19 protein-coding genes and 1 pseudogene are annotated in these 15865 nt (G+C 41.0%); 15 read left to right on the top strand and 5 right to left on the bottom strand.

Features of this window, described 5'->3' with window-relative positions:
* Window positions 1–36 precede the first annotated feature (36 nt).
* A complete protein-coding gene (locus BN6556_RS05155; protein ID WP_066188029.1) occupies window positions 37–1155 on the top strand; it encodes a glycoside hydrolase family 172 protein in 1119 nt (372 codons plus the stop codon).
* An 852-nt stretch (window positions 1156–2007) separates the two neighbouring features.
* Here the strand turns inward: BN6556_RS05155 and BN6556_RS05145 are convergent.
* The gene (locus BN6556_RS05145; protein WP_066188996.1) at window positions 2008–2616 is read right to left on the bottom strand and encodes a PepSY domain-containing protein; all 609 of its coding nucleotides are present in this window, start codon (window positions 2614–2616) and stop codon (window positions 2008–2010) included.
* Window positions 2617–2745: 129 nt separating this feature from the next.
* On the opposite strand from BN6556_RS05145, the gene BN6556_RS05140 reads away from it, so the two are divergent.
* The 3 genes and pseudogenes from BN6556_RS05140 (at window position 2746) to BN6556_RS05130 (ending at window position 5133) form a co-directional block, all read left to right on the top strand.
* Window positions 2746–3615: an aminoglycoside 6-adenylyltransferase gene (locus BN6556_RS05140; RefSeq protein ID WP_066188024.1), complete on the top strand. Its 870-nt coding sequence runs from the start codon at window positions 2746–2748 to the stop codon at window positions 3613–3615.
* A 104-nt stretch (window positions 3616–3719) separates the two neighbouring features.
* Entirely contained in the window at window positions 3720–4262 is a 543-nt protein-coding gene (locus BN6556_RS05135; protein WP_066188022.1) for an AAA family ATPase, read from the top strand.
* 12 nt (window positions 4263–4274) lie between these two features.
* Window positions 4275–5133 (top strand): annotated as a pseudogene (locus BN6556_RS05130) (aminoglycoside phosphotransferase family protein).
* A gap of 78 nt (window positions 5134–5211) precedes the next feature.
* Here BN6556_RS05130 and BN6556_RS05125 read toward each other — a convergent pair.
* Window positions 5212–6801, bottom strand: a complete 1590-nt coding sequence (locus BN6556_RS05125) for an ABC transporter permease (RefSeq protein WP_066188020.1) — start codon at window positions 6799–6801, stop codon at window positions 5212–5214.
* Window positions 6801–7700 carry an ABC transporter ATP-binding protein gene (locus BN6556_RS05120; protein WP_066188018.1) on the bottom strand — a complete coding sequence of 300 codons (900 nt, stop codon included), beginning with the start codon at window positions 7698–7700 and terminating at the stop codon, window positions 6801–6803. The genes BN6556_RS05125 and BN6556_RS05120 overlap by 1 nt, the downstream gene beginning before the upstream one ends.
* A 187-nt stretch (window positions 7701–7887) precedes the next feature.
* On the opposite strand from BN6556_RS05120, the gene BN6556_RS05115 reads away from it, so the two are divergent.
* The 11 genes from BN6556_RS05115 to BN6556_RS05065 all read left to right on the top strand — a co-directional run bounded on the left by BN6556_RS05115 (window position 7888) and on the right by BN6556_RS05065 (window position 14642).
* Complete coding sequence (locus tag BN6556_RS05115) at window positions 7888–8487, top strand: TetR/AcrR family transcriptional regulator (RefSeq protein WP_066188017.1); 600 nt, start codon at window positions 7888–7890, stop codon at window positions 8485–8487.
* A 265-nt stretch (window positions 8488–8752) separates the two neighbouring features.
* Window positions 8753–8983 carry a helix-turn-helix transcriptional regulator gene (locus tag BN6556_RS05110; RefSeq protein ID WP_066188016.1) on the top strand — a complete coding sequence of 77 codons (231 nt, stop codon included), beginning with the start codon at window positions 8753–8755 and terminating at the stop codon, window positions 8981–8983.
* On the top strand, window positions 8980–9267 hold the full coding sequence (locus BN6556_RS05105; RefSeq protein WP_066188014.1) for a hypothetical protein: 288 nt from the start codon (window positions 8980–8982) through the stop codon (window positions 9265–9267). Before BN6556_RS05110 ends, BN6556_RS05105 begins: the two co-directional genes overlap by 4 nt.
* A gap of 399 nt (window positions 9268–9666) precedes the next feature.
* Window positions 9667–10044: a GntR family transcriptional regulator gene (locus BN6556_RS05100; RefSeq protein WP_066188012.1), complete on the top strand. Its 378-nt coding sequence runs from the start codon at window positions 9667–9669 to the stop codon at window positions 10042–10044.
* Window positions 10034–10888, top strand: coding sequence for an ABC transporter ATP-binding protein (locus tag BN6556_RS05095; RefSeq protein ID WP_066188010.1), 855 nt, complete (start codon window positions 10034–10036; stop codon window positions 10886–10888). Before BN6556_RS05100 ends, BN6556_RS05095 begins: the two co-directional genes overlap by 11 nt.
* 3 nt (window positions 10889–10891) lie before the next feature.
* The gene (locus tag BN6556_RS05090; RefSeq protein WP_066188008.1) at window positions 10892–11593 is read left to right on the top strand and encodes a hypothetical protein; all 702 of its coding nucleotides are present in this window, start codon (window positions 10892–10894) and stop codon (window positions 11591–11593) included.
* Window positions 11594–11725: 132 nt separating this feature from the next.
* The gene (locus BN6556_RS05085) at window positions 11726–12412 is read left to right on the top strand and encodes a YqeB family protein (RefSeq protein WP_066188006.1); all 687 of its coding nucleotides are present in this window, start codon (window positions 11726–11728) and stop codon (window positions 12410–12412) included.
* On the top strand, window positions 12409–13008 hold the full coding sequence (locus BN6556_RS05080; protein WP_066188004.1) for a TetR/AcrR family transcriptional regulator: 600 nt from the start codon (window positions 12409–12411) through the stop codon (window positions 13006–13008). Before BN6556_RS05085 ends, BN6556_RS05080 begins: the two co-directional genes overlap by 4 nt.
* A 219-nt stretch (window positions 13009–13227) precedes the next feature.
* The gene (locus BN6556_RS05075) at window positions 13228–13434 is read left to right on the top strand and encodes a zinc ribbon domain-containing protein (RefSeq protein ID WP_066188002.1); all 207 of its coding nucleotides are present in this window, start codon (window positions 13228–13230) and stop codon (window positions 13432–13434) included.
* Between the two features lie 213 nt (window positions 13435–13647).
* Complete coding sequence (locus BN6556_RS05070) at window positions 13648–13980, top strand: PadR family transcriptional regulator (protein WP_066188000.1); 333 nt, start codon at window positions 13648–13650, stop codon at window positions 13978–13980.
* Window positions 13977–14642: a DUF1129 family protein gene (locus BN6556_RS05065; protein ID WP_066187998.1), complete on the top strand. Its 666-nt coding sequence runs from the start codon at window positions 13977–13979 to the stop codon at window positions 14640–14642. Before BN6556_RS05070 ends, BN6556_RS05065 begins: the two co-directional genes overlap by 4 nt.
* A gap of 38 nt (window positions 14643–14680) precedes the next feature.
* Here the strand turns inward: BN6556_RS05065 and BN6556_RS05060 are convergent, their stop codons facing one another.
* Entirely contained in the window at window positions 14681–15154 is a 474-nt protein-coding gene (locus tag BN6556_RS05060) for a DUF4825 domain-containing protein (RefSeq protein ID WP_066187995.1), read from the bottom strand.
* A gap of 91 nt (window positions 15155–15245) precedes the next feature.
* Window positions 15246–15749 (bottom strand): DUF4306 domain-containing protein, encoded by a 504-nt coding sequence (locus BN6556_RS05055; protein ID WP_066187994.1) that lies wholly within the window; start codon window positions 15747–15749, stop codon window positions 15246–15248.
* Between the last annotated feature and the right edge of the window lie 116 nt (window positions 15750–15865).

Here is a 15865-nt window from a genome sequence, read left to right as displayed (position 1 = left end):
ATAAATAGTTAGAAAAAATAGGGAAGGATGAGAAAGATGTTTACATTAGATGGAATTGAAAAATTAAAAAATAATAAGAGCCGGTCGATTAATCCGGAAAATCCTACTGGTGCACCAGGTAGGGGTGGGACAACAGATAGTGACCTTGGTCCCAGCCGAAAAGGGAATCCAAAAATAGACTTAAAAAGTGGGGAAACAGCTACACTAGCAGAAATAGAAGGACCAGGTACGATTCGTCATATCTGGATGACGGTAACAGAGGCTACCACACATGGTAGTTTCGTCTTGCGCGACTTGGTGCTGCGTATGTACTGGGATGGAGAAGATACTCCTTCTGTAGAATCGCCGCTAGGAGACTTTTTCTGCAATGGGTTTGGTGCCCGTTGTGAAGTGAATTCGATGCCGATTGTCGTCAATCCATCCGGTGCGATGAATAGCTACTTTCCGATGCCCTTCCGTGAGAAGGCGCGTATTACGATAACCAATGAACATGAAGGGGATATCGAGGCTTTCTTTTATACGATCAATTATACCGTAGAAGATGAAATCGATAAAGATACCGCCTATTTCCATGCACAATGGCGTCGGGAAAAGTACACCAAGGAAGCCGTTGATTATACGGTAGTCAGTGATATTAAAGGAAAAGGGCATTATGTAGGAACGTACCTTGCTTTGACTGCTTTAGAACGTTATTGGTGGGGCGAAGGCGAGTTTAAATTCTATATCGATGACGACGAAAAGTATCCGACCATTTGTGGTACAGGCACAGAGGATTACTTTGGCGGTGCTTGGGCGTTCCATAAGAAGCATGATGATGGCACGATTAGTTCTTCCACCTATAATACGCCGTTTATGGGCTATGCCTTTCAATCGACGGAAGATCATACAAGGGATCATTTTCCGCGTAAGGATAGCATTCCAACTCACGGTTTTGGCCGGGATGCCTTACCAATGCATGGCCTGTACAGATGGCACCTGCCTGATCCGATTCGTTTTGAAGAAAACTTGACGGTCACGCTTCAGCAAATTGGCAATGATGATATTGGCTTGTTTGAACGAGCGGATGATATTGCTTCGGTTGCCTATTGGTATCAAACCAAGCCGCACCAGCCTTTTCCAGAACTACCGGGAGTGAAAGATCGACGTCCGCGTTAAGCAAATCAAAGAAGAGGTTATCTGTTTTTGGCAGATAGCCTTTTTTTCATTTCAACTAATAAAAATAGGAAGAAAATTACGAAGATAAGTTTTACATTATGTATTTGGGTTGTTAGTATACCAATAACAAGAAACATGATGTAAATATTGTTATAAATTGGAGTGGTTGACGTGTTTGTTATAGTGACCGTGGTTTCTAGTGTGGTTTTAATGACCTATTCATTATATGGGCTATTTTTTGATGTGAATGAACTTTATTATTATTATGTAAGCGCTACACTTTTTGTTATTATTTTAGCAAGTCTTGGTGCAGAGGAGATAAGAAAGAATCATAGAAAATTTGGGATGACTTTATTAATTTTGTCGATTGTTTTAATCTTGATTTATTCACTAAAATTTTTCACTCATGTATAAGTTATGCTAACATGTAAAAAGAAAATGTTATCCTATTGTTAAGAAAGCGTCATCGTGGAAATGGCGACCAAAATCCAAGTGTGAAAACTAAAAAACGGTAGTCATCTGGAAAATGACGACCAAAAATGGACTGGAGAATCAGGGGTGCATTACATGGTGAAAATAATGCTGGAATTGTCATCTCTTATATATGATATTGAGGTACATGAAAGGAGACGATATGGCACTAGGAAATATTTGGACTTTTTGAGTGAACAGAAAGGAAGAAGGATTAGAAGAGGGTATAACAAAAGGCGCAGAGAAACGGAATAAAGAATAGCCTTGAAGTTGATAGCTAGCTTATCGGTCCGTAATCCAACCAATAGAATCGAAAATTTGTTTTCCATAAAAAAGAGTGAGCCGCTGTACTGTAAGCAGGCTCACTGCATGGTCCTTATTTTAACTCTCCATTTCCACAGAAAGCTGTTCACCAGTTTCTGCATCTATCGTCACTTCTACTTCTTGTCCTTCCGTATCTTTAAAGGTAATCTCGTAAGCGATCACGCCATTATCTTCATCTAAGCTCCAGCTTGTAGTGGTTAAGTTGTCTGCTTCTGGTGCCTGCTTTGCCGTTATGATAGCATTTTCGATCGCCACGTAATCTCCCATAGCGAGCGCTTGCGGTTGATCGTCAGCATCCAAGGCTTCTTCCTCTTGATAAATAACTTCTCCAGAACCGTCGATATGTGCTGTATATTCATTCGTATCATCAAATCCATCTATTTCGTAAATCAATTCGCCATTTTCTTCATCTAGGTCAATCGAATCTACTTGCGTATCGGGAAAAGTTTGCTGATAGAGATCCAAGGCTTCTTTTACAGATAAGGCAACCTCGTCAATGGATAAGTGTTTTCCATTGGTGTTGGTTTCTGTTATATCAACGTCAGGGTCATTGTAATTCTCATTGGCTGGTCGTTCATCGACAGTGTCATTATTATCGTTGTTATTACAGGCCGCTAAAAGCAACAATAGTAGTAGCGTTAACCATACAATACCTCTTTTTTTCATGATCAATCCGGTCCTTTCTGTTTCTATCGTTTCGTCATTATCATAAAGTATGCCCTTTTGTCTTCCTTTTATGCGGTAGAAACATGTTATAATGGTTGTAAGAAATAAGTAGGATAAGGAGGCTAAACCATGCGTACAGAAGAAGAAATGATGCAGCTGATTTTACAGGTTGCTAAAGATGATCAACGGATTCGTGCCGTGGGGATGAACGGTTCACGAACCAATCCGAGGGTACGAGCGGATATTTTTCAAGATTATGATATGGTCTATGTAGTAGAAGATATGGAAGCGTTTGTTCAAGATTCAAGCTGGGTTGGTGCCTTTGGTGAACGCATTATCATGCAAACACCAGAGGCAATGGAGCTTTTTCCGCCGGAATTAGGTGGCATGTTCTCTTATTTAATGTTATTTACTGATGGCAACCGCATCGATTTGACATTGTGTCCGGTTGAGCGTGCAGAGGAATGGCATGGGGGAGATCGATTGGCGAAAGTGTTACTAGATAAGGATCATCGCCTACCTTCTCTGCCAGAGCCAAGCGATGTAAATTATTGGGTAAACAAACCAAATCAGCAGTTATTTGATGATTGTTGTAATGAGTTTTGGTGGGTATCTACGTATGTGGTCAAAGGACTGTGGCGTCGAGAGATTATTTATGCACAGGATCACTTGCAGATTATCCGAGAAATGCTTTTGCAGATGTTAAGCTGGCGTGTAGGAATCGAAACCGATTTTTCCTTGAGTGTGGGAAAATCGGGCAAGCATTTGGAGCAATTGCTCACTGCCCAGGAGTGGGAACAGCTGATGGAAACCTATGCTGCTGGTAATTATCAGAGCGCTTGGCGGGCACTGGATGCCATGTGTTCCCTGTTCCAGCAAACCGCTAAATATGTGACAACCTCATTGGATTTCCGATATCCGACGGCAATGGTGGAGCGAGTGCGGTCTTATCTGGATCATATTCGTCAATTGCCAGCTGCTGCGAAGGAAATTTATTGATAATGGGCGTGGTTAAAACAGGTGAGGACGAATAATGATCATTTAGTTAATGGTCTATCAAGTTATCAGACAAGCTTCATTCTTTTGAAAAAGTAGGTGATCAAATGACTCTTCCACAAGGGATTTATATTATAACAGGAATTATGGCTTCCGGAAAAACGACGGTGGCACAGAGGTTGGCGGAAAGAATCGATCATAGTGTGCACATAAACGGCGATATCTACCGAAAAATGATTGTAAACGGAAAAGAAGAGATGACGAATGAGCCCTCTTCCCAAGCCATAGAACAATTAAGATTGCGCTATCATTTGACAGCCATGGCTGCAGAAGCCTACTATCGTGCCGGTTTCACCGTAATAGTACAAGACAACTATTTAGGCAAGGAAGCTTATCATTTTTTACGAGAATTTCAGACCAAGTCGCTTTACTTGATTACACTTCATCCAAGTTTAGCCGCTGTGCAAACACGGGAACAGACTCGAGATAAGACAGGATATCATACATGGGATGTGGCGGCATTGCAAGAAGTGCTAATCAAGGAGAATCCTCGCATTGGTTTATGGATTGATTCGACGGAGCTGACTGCTGAGGAAACGGTGAAAGAGATTATGAATCGAGGAGAAAAAGAAGCACGGATTAATTTATGAGGGGTGTGATGAATGATCAATATTACATCAGAATTAGCTAAGCAGTTGGTGGCAGAGCAGTTTCCGGAATGGTCGGCATTACAAGTGAGACGGGTGAAAAAGGGTGGACATGACAATCGCACGTTTCGGTTAGGGGAGACAATGAGTCTGCGGCTGCCTAGTCATCAGGCTTATGCCGCAGCGATTGAGAAGGAGGCCAAATGGCTGCCATATCTAGCACCGCGATTAGATATGGCAATCACTACGCCGATTGCCAAAGGAGAGCCCTCTGCTATTTATCCGCTACCGTGGTCGGTTAATAATTGGTTAGAGGGAGAAGCGTTGTCAGTTGCTCCTGTCGATATGCCCCAATTTGCCGTAGATTTAGCACAATTTCTCACGCAACTGCAATCGCTTGATGCGGAAGATGGTCCAAGTGCAGGTGCTCACAGCTTTTATCGTGGAGGAGATTTCGCTGTTTACAGGCAGGAAACTGAGGAAGCCATTCAGCAATTAGCAGATGTAGTAGATACGGATCGATGTCAACAAATCCTCGCTAACGCATTAGCAACTAAATGGACAAAAACACCGGTCTGGGTGCATGGTGATATCGCTAGTGGAAACTTGCTGGTAAAGAATCGTCAATTAGTTGCGGTGATTGACTTTGGCACATCAGCAGTTGGCGATCCAGCCTGTGATTTGGTGATGGCCTGGACCTTCTTTGATCAGAAAAAGCAGAGAGATTTTTAAGAAATACCTGCCGTTGGATGAGGCCACTTGGCAGCGGGCAAAGGGCTGGGCACTGTGGAAGGCACTGATTACTTACCATGCAGAAGATCAAGACGTGCGACAATCGGCACGCCATACCTTAGATGCCATCTTATCTGAGTAATAGCAATACTTCTGTTTATATAACATAGTTTTACGCTTCGCCCAGCCACTATGCCTGAGTGGGCGGAGCGTTTTTCGCTCACCCTTCCATATCCCGTTGTCGGTAGCCGATAAAACCAAACAGAATCAACAAACAACTGATCAACAGAAACAGGAGGCATACCGATAACGAAAAATCTTCACTAGGATAAGCAGGTATATGCTCGTAAAGGGAGAGATTTTTCACCCCTTTTGGTAAATCTAATAAATCCCCAAGATAAATTACAATAAAGCCATAGATCACTAGAATCCAGCTGATCGATGTAAGCTTGGGCAGCCATCCCAGCAAGCAGAGGGTAATACCAGCAACAACCAGCAGAGCAGGGATGTAAATGATTGCTGAACCGAAGACATCCTGCCAAGACATCATATTATCGGTGGTCAAGGAACCTATTCCCCAGATACTGAACGCCAGCAACACAGGGAAAATACAGACAATCAAGATGGCTAGTAATGTGTAGCTCATGTACCATTGCAGCCGAGACAAAGAACGACTGTAGAGTAATTCTGTCCGCTGTGCTTGTTCTTCTCCACGCAGCTTCAGGATAGACAGGATCACAGGAGCAGTTATGAAAACGGCCATCATCGCCATCAATAATAGCACGAATTGCTCGATCAGGCTTCCCTCCGCCGTTAATAATTCCTGGATCGTTTCATTTTCTGCTAAAAATACCTCTAACTCATTTAATATGGCAGCAAAGGCACTACCTATTAATAGAATCCCAATTAACCAAGAGAAGATCATGGTCCTTTGCAGGTGAAATACAAACCCGAATGTTGTTTGTAAGATAGGGGAAGCCGTCCTGCGTCCTTTGCGCTCGGGAAGAAAACCAGCGTCTATGTCTCTGATCGATTGCAGGTAATAGGTAATCAGTGTTAGGACAACTGCTGCTATGAGTAAAGCAACAACCGGCCACCAATCATTATCGGTAAATACATAGGCGCGTGACAGCCAGCCTAAAGGACTGATATAGGAAAGGGCGGTAAATTGTACATCTCCAATCGCGCGTAATATATAACAGAAAAACAATATCCCCAGTGAAAAAGTGATCGTACTTTTCGATGTCTCTACCAGCTGGGCACACCATGCAGTAAGACTACCGAAAAGTATACCAGTTGCCCCTAGTACACTGCTGTATAAGAAAGCACCTTGCCAATCCATACCGTCGATCTGTAAGACAACGATGCCAACGGTTAGTAAGACGGTTAAGAGCATATTAGTTACCAGCATTAGCAGCAAAGAGACGTGTAAGTAACTTAATCGCCCCACAGCCCGCGAACGGACCAGCTCCAATATCCCCCTCTCTTCATCATCTCTTGTAGCCTTGGCCATTAGCAGAATATTCATGATGGCAACAGTGACAGCAGAAAATAGTAACATTTCCATCGCAAACAAACTGCCGATGATTTGATAATCATCATAACCAATCCCTAACATCGCCACCATGGTAGGGTTATCCATTGTGAAACCATAAGCCTCTCGGTCAGCCTGATCTTCATACATAGAAGGGTAAGCAGAGGCGACAGAGACTATAACGACGGTGAGCCCGGCAAGCCAATAAAACAGGCGCATTTTATGCTGACGCAGTAAAATCGAGAACAGCCAATGTGACCCTTGAAGGTGGCGCATTATCTTTCCCCTCCGTTTCCACTTTGTTCATAGTGACGCATGAACAAGTCTTCCAACGTCGGCGGGCTGCTGTCCAAGCGGATGATTCCTTGCTGGCTGATATACTGCATAATCGTATCCAACTGCTCCATGTCAACTTGGAAAGTAACGGCAGCCCCATTTTCCTCGATGTCATGGATTCCTGGATAGGCAGGTAGGTCGCCCAAAGCTTCACATGTTTCCACGGCAATATGCATGCGCGTTAAGTGACGTAATGCTTGCAAGGATCCTTGCTCGATAATACTTCCTTGACGGATAATAGCCACGCGATCGCAGAGTTTTTCTACCTCGGATAATATATGACTTGAAAGTAGTACCGTTTTACCATTATTTTTCACTTCTTGTACACCCTGTTGAAAAACATGCTCCATTAACGGATCCAATCCAGAAGTGGGTTCATCCAAAATATACAAGTCTGCCTCAGAGGCGAAGGCGGCAATGAGGGCAATCTTTTGTCGATTCCCTTTGGAATAGGAACGGCATTTTTTGGAGGGATCAAATTGAAACCGTTCGATCCACTGATTTTTTAATGATGTATTCGAGCTGCCGTTCATTTTCATTAGTACATCAATGACTTCTCCTCCGGTAAGATTGGGCCAGACATTGACATCGCCTGGAACATAGGTGCACCGTTTATGGATAGCAGCGGCCTCCTTCCAAGCATCCATTCCAAATACCTCTGCTTTGCCGCTAGTAGGTTTTAACATACCTAAAAGGATGCGAATCGTCGTTGATTTGCCAGCACCGTTAGGACCAATAAAACCATAAATCTCCCCTGCTTTTAATTCCATGGAAACCTGGTTCAAGGCTTGGAAACGTCCGAATCGTTTGGAAATTTGTTCTAACTGGAGTATGTTCATAGGAAACCCTCCTCTTGGAAATATGAAATATTATATGTTTTATATTTCATTTCTTATGATATGCTCTTTGTTTGAGATTGTCAATAAGTTTTGAAATAAAATAATTAAAATATTTCAAAATTTTTATGTTAAAATAGGTATAATAAGAGTGAAATGATGGGTTGATGAAGAAACGAGGGAAGAAAAAATGAACGGATTTGAACGAAGGAAATTACAAAAAAAACAAGCGATTTTAGAAACAAGTCTGCGGTTATTTCAAAAAAAAGGATATAAAAAGGTCTCGATCGCAGAGATTGCCAAGGAAGCAAATGTATCACAGGTAACGATCTACAATTACTTGGAAAGCAAGGAGAAATTGTTAGAAGAAGTGATCGTTTATTATATGGACCAGATGTGGCAGAGGTATCAGGCTTTAATGGAAGAGGACATGTCATTCGAGCAGAAAATCAAGCAATTATTTTTAGATGAAATCGAGATAGCGAATGAAGTCAGTGAGGAATTTCTGCAATTTATCATGCAGTATTATACAGAAGAAGGGAATTATATCGAGAAAGTCTATCAAGAAAAGGTGCTACCTGCACTGATTAAACTGCTGCACCAAGGAAGAGAAGAGGGCTATATCCATGAACAAATCAGCGATCAAACCTTGTTGCAGTATCTACAAATGTTTACCGACTATCTTCAAAGAGAAGGCGTCATGCAAGAGATGCTACCTGTTTCAATGGAATTTAGCCGCTTATTTTTCTACGGTATTGCAGGCGAAAATCCTGGGGATAAAGAACAATAAGGAAACAAAGGGTCTTGAACTGAGAAAGGTTTCCAGATACTATTTGTTGGGATAATGATGAGTAGTTAACAGCGATACAGGATACGTCGCCCTGTCTAAGGTCAATTTTTTAATACGCTATCACTCCAAACGCCATTTGAACGGTATGTACCGGTAAATGGCGTTTTTAAATGGTGCCTTGACAAAAACATATCAGTAATATATTATTTACTTAAGTAATATATTTTTAACTTAAGTAAAAATGATCTAACGAAGGAGTGAGTTTGTGAAAAAAGAAGAAGGAATACTTCGTAATAACTTGTACATCTTAAGAGCGGAAAAGCGTTGGCCACAAAAATATGTTGCAGAACAATTAGGTGTGACAAGACAAACCGTTCATTCTTTAGAATCAAACAAATATAATCCTTCTTTGAAATTAGCTTTTGAAATAGCGTTATTATTCGATAAGCAGATTGAAGACATTTTTGATTATACTAGAAAGGGTGATACGAAGTGATTAATATAATGATTGTCTTATCCATTATTATTGCTAGTTTTGGTTTAGGGAGATATATTACTTTTTCCTCTAAGGAGGGGAAGGATGAGCGAGGAGAATCGATACTTGCTAAATCTTCACATATCACAGTAGGTTTGTTATTTCTTATTTATGCGATTTTCATTTTAATTATCTCTTTTTCCAATATCTCAGCTGAAGTACTTGGTTTAATGGTTGTTATTGGATTATCTGCCCTGATTCTTATTAATGGTTTAGCCATTATGTATTTCCGTAAAAAGATATAGAAATCCGCTTAGGCGTATTCGAAAATGTATGTAGGTTCCCCTGTATATTGATAGATCTGTAAAGCACGCTAAATACTAATAGACAAGAAATATAAAATTCTCAGCAACCCTGCTTCTAATGGAAGAATCACGATTCCACTAGAAGCAGGTTTTTTAAAAGATAAGAAAACATAGAATCCTTAATATAATGGGATTTGGGACGATTTGACCTTGAATGAACCAGAGTACCTTTCACATAATCCATCTTATCAGCAGTTAGTAGCTAGCTTCGGGTGGTCATAAAGAACCGGCGGATTTCAGCCCGGTTTTTCTGATTTTATCTAAAAAACAATTGACTTTTTCATGTTTATGTTATATGGTTAGTTGCATAAGTAATTAACCAATTAAGGAATGAGGCTAATGAATAAAGATTGGGATGAAAGCAAACCGATTTTCCTGCAGGTCAAGGAACAGATTGAGGATGCTGTGATGGATGATTCGTTAAAGGCGGGAGATCGTGCCCCGTCTACTAATGAATTTGCCAGCGTCTATCAAATCAATCCGGCGACGGCTGGGAAAGGGATTAACGAGCTAGTCGCGGAAGGTATTTTGTTAAAGAGGAGGGGTGTGGGGATGTTTGTGACAGATGAAGCAAAGGAGATTGTTATCGAAAAACGGAAGCAAACCTTCTTTGAACATTATATGCTGCCGTTGAAACGAGAGGCGAGAAAGCTGCGCATGAATGAACAGGAATTAATCGATATGTTAAGAAGAGAGGGTGATTTGGATGAAGATTGAGGTGAAGCATTTAAGTAAAAAATATGGAGAGACATATGCTCTAAACGACGTCTCGTTCACGTTGGAGGAGAACAAGATATATGGCTTGCTCGGTCGAAATGGGGCGGGGAAGACGACGTTTATGGACATTTTAAGCGGCCAGATTCTTGCTAGTTCAGGGGAGATTACCATTGATGGTGAAAGGCCGTTTGAAAACCAGCGTTTAACCGAATCGATTTGTTTGATTAAGGAGGCCGATAACTTCAGCCCGGAATTGCGCATTAAACAAGTGCTGAAGATCTTTGCTTATTTTTATTCGGGCTGGGATCAAGCAATGGCAGAAGAATTGCTGGAGACCTTTAATCTAAAACCATCGATGAAGATCAAAACCTTATCAAAAGGGATGGAATCGGCCTTGGGCATTACGGTGGGATTGGCAAGCAAGGCACCGATCACAGTATTTGATGAGCCGTATATTGGAATGGATGCCCCGTCACGTAAGGCGTTTTATCAGATTTTATTGGATGATTATCAAGAAAATCCTCGAACGATTATTTTTTCAACCCATTTAATTGATGAGGTGAGCTTGATGTTTGAAGAAGTGCTGATCTTGCAAGAGGGTGCTTTGATTTTGGCAGAGGATGCGGAGACATTGAGAGAGAAAACCGTTGGTGTATCAGGTCCAAAGGCAAAAGTAGATACCTTTTTAGAAAACAAAGAGGTGATTCAGCGGACCGACTTAGCGGGTCATTCGATGGCTTATGCTTATGGTACGAGGCAAGAAGCGGAAACAGTGGGGCTGCAGACAGAAGCGGTTCCGATTCAAGAACTGATGATACATTTAACAGAAAAGAAAGGGGGATAATCGATGAATCATCAAATCAAAGGCATGCTTTATTATTATACGCAGGGTGTACTTCATTCTACGAAAATATTTTGGACGATACTGGTGGCCATTATACTGACCATGAATATTATTTGTTATCTCTTATTAGATGTTGCGGACTTTGAGATGTATTTCGCTATTCCATTTGCTACGTATACCAATGTGGCGATTGTTTCTTACCAGTTGATTAAAGGAAATGTGCCATTTGGCCTGAAGATGGGCGCAACCAGGAAAAATATCTATATCATGCAATTGTATTTTATGGTATTGTATTCCTTTGCGATGGCTGTTGCTGCCAGCACTTTTCGTCAAATCATCGAATGGTTACAGCAATGGGCTGGCATTACGAATTATCAATTTGTTCACCCAGCGATGGCGTTAACGGATAATTGGGCGATGCGAATCGTGGTAGATACGCTGGTGATGTTCTTCTTGATGGCTGCATTATACTTGATTGCACTTATCTTTTATCGAACCGGTCTGTTAGGCGGTGGTATTCTGCTAGGTGCCATGTTAGTCACCGTATTGTTTGGGGTGTTTGAAGGCTGGATGATAGATTTGGTAATGAATGTAATTCCTAATGTTGATTTTATGTCTTTCGTTATCCTATTTGCGATTGGGATTGTCTTCTCTTTGATTGGTTTTCCATTTATGCGCAGGATTACGATTGTGCAGACACGTTAATATAGGCTGTGGAGAAACGGTGTCCAACTAGGACGCCGTTTTTTAATGAGGTTGCAATGTTAGATAATTTATAGTATTATTTAACTGATCAATCAAAAAAATGGTTATACAGTTAAAAAGGGTGGAGAGATTATGCAACAGGAAACCGTCGTAGGGTTATCAAAGTTAGATAAAGGGATTCTGATCGTCCTATCACCGCTAATTGGCGCATTGTTGGGCTGGTTTATTCCAGTAATAGCGGATTGGCTGGTGATGGTACCGTTTATCCCGTTTGATCCATTCTTTCGCTGGATTGCAGCTTGGGATAATGTTTGGGTTCCTGTCATTGGACTCGTTATTGGGCTGATTGCTGGAGTCATTTTTATCATATATGCCTTTAGCGAATCGTTGAAAATGACGATGACCGATCAAGGTGTTACGCTTAAAAAGCTTGGTCAGCAAGAGTACTTAGAACGAGAAGCGCTTTCTGCTGTTTACCTGGATCGCAAAGAGATTGTCTTTTTAGGAGGGCAAGGACAGGAGTTATACCGTGGGGAGTCTGAAGCGAAGGTAACGGCAATCGAAAAAGCCATGCAGGACCACCGATTTCCGTGGCAGAGAAACGATCCATATGCTGGCCACTATCAGCGTTGGGTAGCGGATCACCCTGACTTTTCCAGTGCCATTAATGCCTTACTATCTGCTAGGGAAAAGGCATTGCAAGCGGATGATTCTAAAGAAGCGAACACCCTACGCAAAGATCTGGCAGCAGAAGGCATCGTTATTCATGATGAAGATAAACGCCAATATGTAAGAATAGCTGGAGGGACGACACAGTGACACAAGAGCAATCATTTATTGGAGCAGCTCGCCGTGAGCAAATCATCAAGGCAGCTATCGAGGTATTAAATGAAATCGGCTATGTCAAGGTCAGTTTAGCCAAAATCGCGAAACAGGCAAAGATAAGCACCGGACTGATTTCTTATCATTTTTCAGATAAAGAGGATGTATTGAACCAAACTTTGATGTATGTCGTTACCACCCAGATCCATTATATTAATGAAAAGGTGGAAGCAGAAGAGGGTCCATATCAGAAATTACTTGCCTTTATACAGGCTAGCCTCACCTATCAAACAGAATATTATAAGTATAATGTAGCCATGCTGGAGATTATTTTTAATGGCCGGACAGCGGACAATATCCCGTATTACAAACTGGCAGGGGATGACGAGGATGCTTTATATCTACAATTAGAGGAGATACTTGTTCAAGGTCAAACGGAAGGTATATTTTCGTCCGCCATCCAGCCGAAGACAGCAGCTATACTGATCAATGGAGCGATTAGCGAGAGCTTGTTGCTGCAGAATGATTCGTTTGATATGGCTAGCTACCAGGAAGAGTTAGTGGTGCTGGTGACGCGGATGGTGAAGGAGTGAGCAAAAAAATTCTCCAATCAGGTAAATGAAGCGTCAACAATATTTATAGTAAGCAGAAATAAAACACCTCTTTATCCCTTTTGATATAATAAGAGTGAAGAGGTGTTTAGTTTTGTCGTTTTGAATGGAAGCATGTTTGAATTTTTCCTGAAAATCTGTTACATATAAATGAAACCAACCACTATTTCCATTCGTAACTATTTTATAAGGAGTGATAACATGAATACAGGATCAGGTTGTATGAAATGCGGCAGTCGAAATGCCGATCAAAAAGAGGTGGCGATGACAGGAACGGGACTATCGAAAATGTTTGATGTACAGCATAACCGTTTTATTGTGGTTTATTGTACGGATTGTGGTTACTCGGAGTTTTACAATAAAGAAGCCTCTACAGCAGGTAACGTGCTTGATTTATTTTTTGGATAAGGTCAGCCATTATCTTTCCATCCTTTGGAATGATAAAGGATGGAGAGATATCAACGATCCCCTTGACAATGACAGATAAGCGAGGTAAAATAAAATCACTATCTGGTTATACAAGATAGAAAAAGAGTGAATAGCTAATGACACAACAAAGGGTATTAGCTTTTTTTATCACCAACTATCTTGTTTAACAATATAGTGAATGGAGTTGATTAGATGTCGATACGGAGTCAGCTATTGAAAGGAATACTGGATGGTTGTATTTTATCGGTTATAGCAGACGAATCGGTATATGGTTATGAGCTGTCGAAGAAGTTACAGCAAGTCGGATTAAGTGACGTAAGTGAGGGAACGATATATCCCGTCTTATTACGCCTGCAGAAAAATGGCATGATTAAAGGCGAAATGAGACCATCTGCTTCTGGTCCTAATCGTAAATACTATGATATTACCGAGCAAGGGGAAGAAGCGCTAGAAATTATTCAAGAGGAATGGGATTTATTAGTAGGTCCAGTTAGTCAATTATTGCAAGGAGGGGAAACGCCATGAACGCAAAACAATTGATCGAGGAGAATAATCAGAAACGGGAACAACTCAACGCTGAAAATGAAACCTATTATGAAGATTTGCTACTGTATATTCGAACCGATTGGCATGTGTCAGAACAACAAGCAGAGGAATTATTGCTGGAATTACTCAATCATTTGCTAGAAGGACAACAAGAAGAAAAAACGGCTGCCGAGATATTCGGCGATAATCCAAAGACCTACGCCGATCAATTAATCGAACAATTGCCTCAGGAAGAGAAGGGATCCCGATTTGATTTTGTGACTTCTTTGTTGTTACAGATGGGTGCTTATGTCTTGATCATACGAGGGGTGCTACTACCGGTATTGTCATTATTTACAGAGGTGAATAGCGAAGTGAATCTCTTTTCCTTATTGCTGCAAGTGCTGGTGATTGCATTCATGGTCTTTGGAATCATACGGTATATCTTTTATGTGATGCATAAATCGGTGTTTACGGTTAACCGCGCAGCGTGGAAGGAATATGTCAAAGTTGGTGTGACGGCTGCTTTTGGTTCGTGTGTGGTCGTTCTAGGTGTTATCTGGCTGCCTGAAATCGGTCCATCATTTGGGTTTCCTTGGTGGTTATCACTACTATTGGGGGTTGTTGTGGCTTGGGCTGCTAAGATGATGAAAAGAAAATAAAAATAAAAAGGTCTATCCGTTGGTGATAGACCTTTTTATTATTCAAACCATGTCGCGCTTTCCTCTTGATGTGATTCTATGAGCTGTTTCACTTCTTTTTCGTTATTCAAATCGCCGAGCTTCGTATCATACCATTTCTCAAGTTCTGTTCGTGTGAGTGTGTATGATTCATCCTTAAATGCAAAGGTTACCTTCTCCACATTTTGTACGAGTGTAAAGAGAAAGGTAGCATTGTAAAAGGCCGTGTATTGATATTCTTGCTCGAGATTGTCTGCCATTATCTCTTGGTAGTGTAAGATAATCTCATAAGGTTCTTCTTTTGTTTGCAGCTCCATTGATTCAAAAGAGTCTGCATTTGGCAGTTGAAAAACAATCGAGGAAATAGCGTTATTATCCCCCACAAAGGAGTCATTCCATTGAAAAATGCCCTGTTCTTTCCCTAATGATTGACAGGCGCTAAGGATAAATGTAATGCATAGTAAGACAGCTGTAGTCAAGATAAGCTTCTTCATAAGCAACCCCCTTCACTTGTCCTGTGTTTATTATACCATGCTAATGTAAAAGGGAGAAGTATTTTTATCGTTATTTTTACGTACACATTGTTCATCGTACGATCGTTTTTCTAAGCAAATAAGTGCACCAGACTAAGATCAATCCAGATAATATCATTACACTGCAAAATAGGAGGATCCCTATGGTTATCATACTAAATAACAGCACTCCACTAATAAGAAGCAATAAACCAATCAAAGTGCAAGTCCTGCGAAACCACAGCATCTTCTTGCGTAACATGGTAAACAAGCTTAACATGAAACAGTATAAACCAGACAGGAGACAAACGATAGGAAAAAAGCTGAAAAATTTAATAGCATAAACCAAGAAATCCAGCGCAGAGATATCTGCCGGGAATATAGGATGTTCGTGCAATAAATGAGTAAACGGCGTGGTGTGCTGCCATTCAGATTTATCTTCTAGTAAATAACTTCCTTCATACAGTGCCGCCAATAAGGAAAGTACAAAGAAACCAAAACTAACGAGTAGTTGCACGAATAACCTGCTTTTTAAAAGGAATAATTGGCTTATTTTTGCAGGGATGGACCAAACCATAAAGAGCCTCCTCGTTTGATTGTCTGCTATTTTTAAATGTGGATAAGCAGTACAAGATATGCGTTGGATTCATTGATTATGCTTAGTAAGCGTATACTTTTTATCTTTAGCTTGCT

It is taken from the genome of Gracilibacillus timonensis (assembly GCF_900086715.1).
In the GTDB taxonomy this organism is placed as follows: domain Bacteria; phylum Bacillota; class Bacilli; order Bacillales; family Amphibacillaceae; genus Gracilibacillus; species Gracilibacillus timonensis.
This window is presented reverse-complemented; position numbering and strand designations above follow the sequence as displayed.

Excerpts from the sequence above, each read along its gene's own strand:
- BN6556_RS05075 (WP_066188002.1), top strand. The coding sequence starts at position 13,228 with ATGAATACAGGATCAGGTTGTATGAAATGCGGCAGTCGAAATGCCGAT.
- BN6556_RS05140 (WP_066188024.1), top strand. The coding sequence starts at position 2,746 with ATGCGTACAGAAGAAGAAATGATGCAGCTGATTTTACAGGTTGCTAAA.
- BN6556_RS05155 (WP_066188029.1), top strand. The coding sequence starts at position 37 with ATGTTTACATTAGATGGAATTGAAAAATTAAAAAATAATAAGAGCCGG.
- BN6556_RS05065 (WP_066187998.1), top strand. The coding sequence starts at position 13,977 with ATGAACGCAAAACAATTGATCGAGGAGAATAATCAGAAACGGGAACAA.
- BN6556_RS05095 (WP_066188010.1), top strand. The coding sequence starts at position 10,034 with ATGAAGATTGAGGTGAAGCATTTAAGTAAAAAATATGGAGAGACATAT.
- BN6556_RS05120 (WP_066188018.1), bottom strand. The coding sequence starts at position 7,700 with ATGAACATACTCCAGTTAGAACAAATTTCCAAACGATTCGGACGTTTC.
- BN6556_RS05100 (WP_066188012.1), top strand. The coding sequence starts at position 9,667 with ATGAATAAAGATTGGGATGAAAGCAAACCGATTTTCCTGCAGGTCAAG.
- BN6556_RS05060 (WP_066187995.1), bottom strand. The coding sequence starts at position 15,154 with ATGAAGAAGCTTATCTTGACTACAGCTGTCTTACTATGCATTACATTT.
- BN6556_RS05070 (WP_066188000.1), top strand. The coding sequence starts at position 13,648 with ATGTCGATACGGAGTCAGCTATTGAAAGGAATACTGGATGGTTGTATT.
- BN6556_RS05125 (WP_066188020.1), bottom strand. The coding sequence starts at position 6,801 with ATGCGCCACCTTCAAGGGTCACATTGGCTGTTCTCGATTTTACTGCGT.
- BN6556_RS05085 (WP_066188006.1), top strand. The coding sequence starts at position 11,726 with ATGCAACAGGAAACCGTCGTAGGGTTATCAAAGTTAGATAAAGGGATT.
- BN6556_RS05145 (WP_066188996.1), bottom strand. The coding sequence starts at position 2,616 with ATGAAAAAAAGAGGTATTGTATGGTTAACGCTACTACTATTGTTGCTT.
- BN6556_RS05115 (WP_066188017.1), top strand. The coding sequence starts at position 7,888 with ATGAACGGATTTGAACGAAGGAAATTACAAAAAAAACAAGCGATTTTA.
- BN6556_RS05055 (WP_066187994.1), bottom strand. The coding sequence starts at position 15,749 with ATGGTTTGGTCCATCCCTGCAAAAATAAGCCAATTATTCCTTTTAAAA.
- BN6556_RS05090 (WP_066188008.1), top strand. The coding sequence starts at position 10,892 with ATGAATCATCAAATCAAAGGCATGCTTTATTATTATACGCAGGGTGTA.
- BN6556_RS05135 (WP_066188022.1), top strand. The coding sequence starts at position 3,720 with ATGACTCTTCCACAAGGGATTTATATTATAACAGGAATTATGGCTTCC.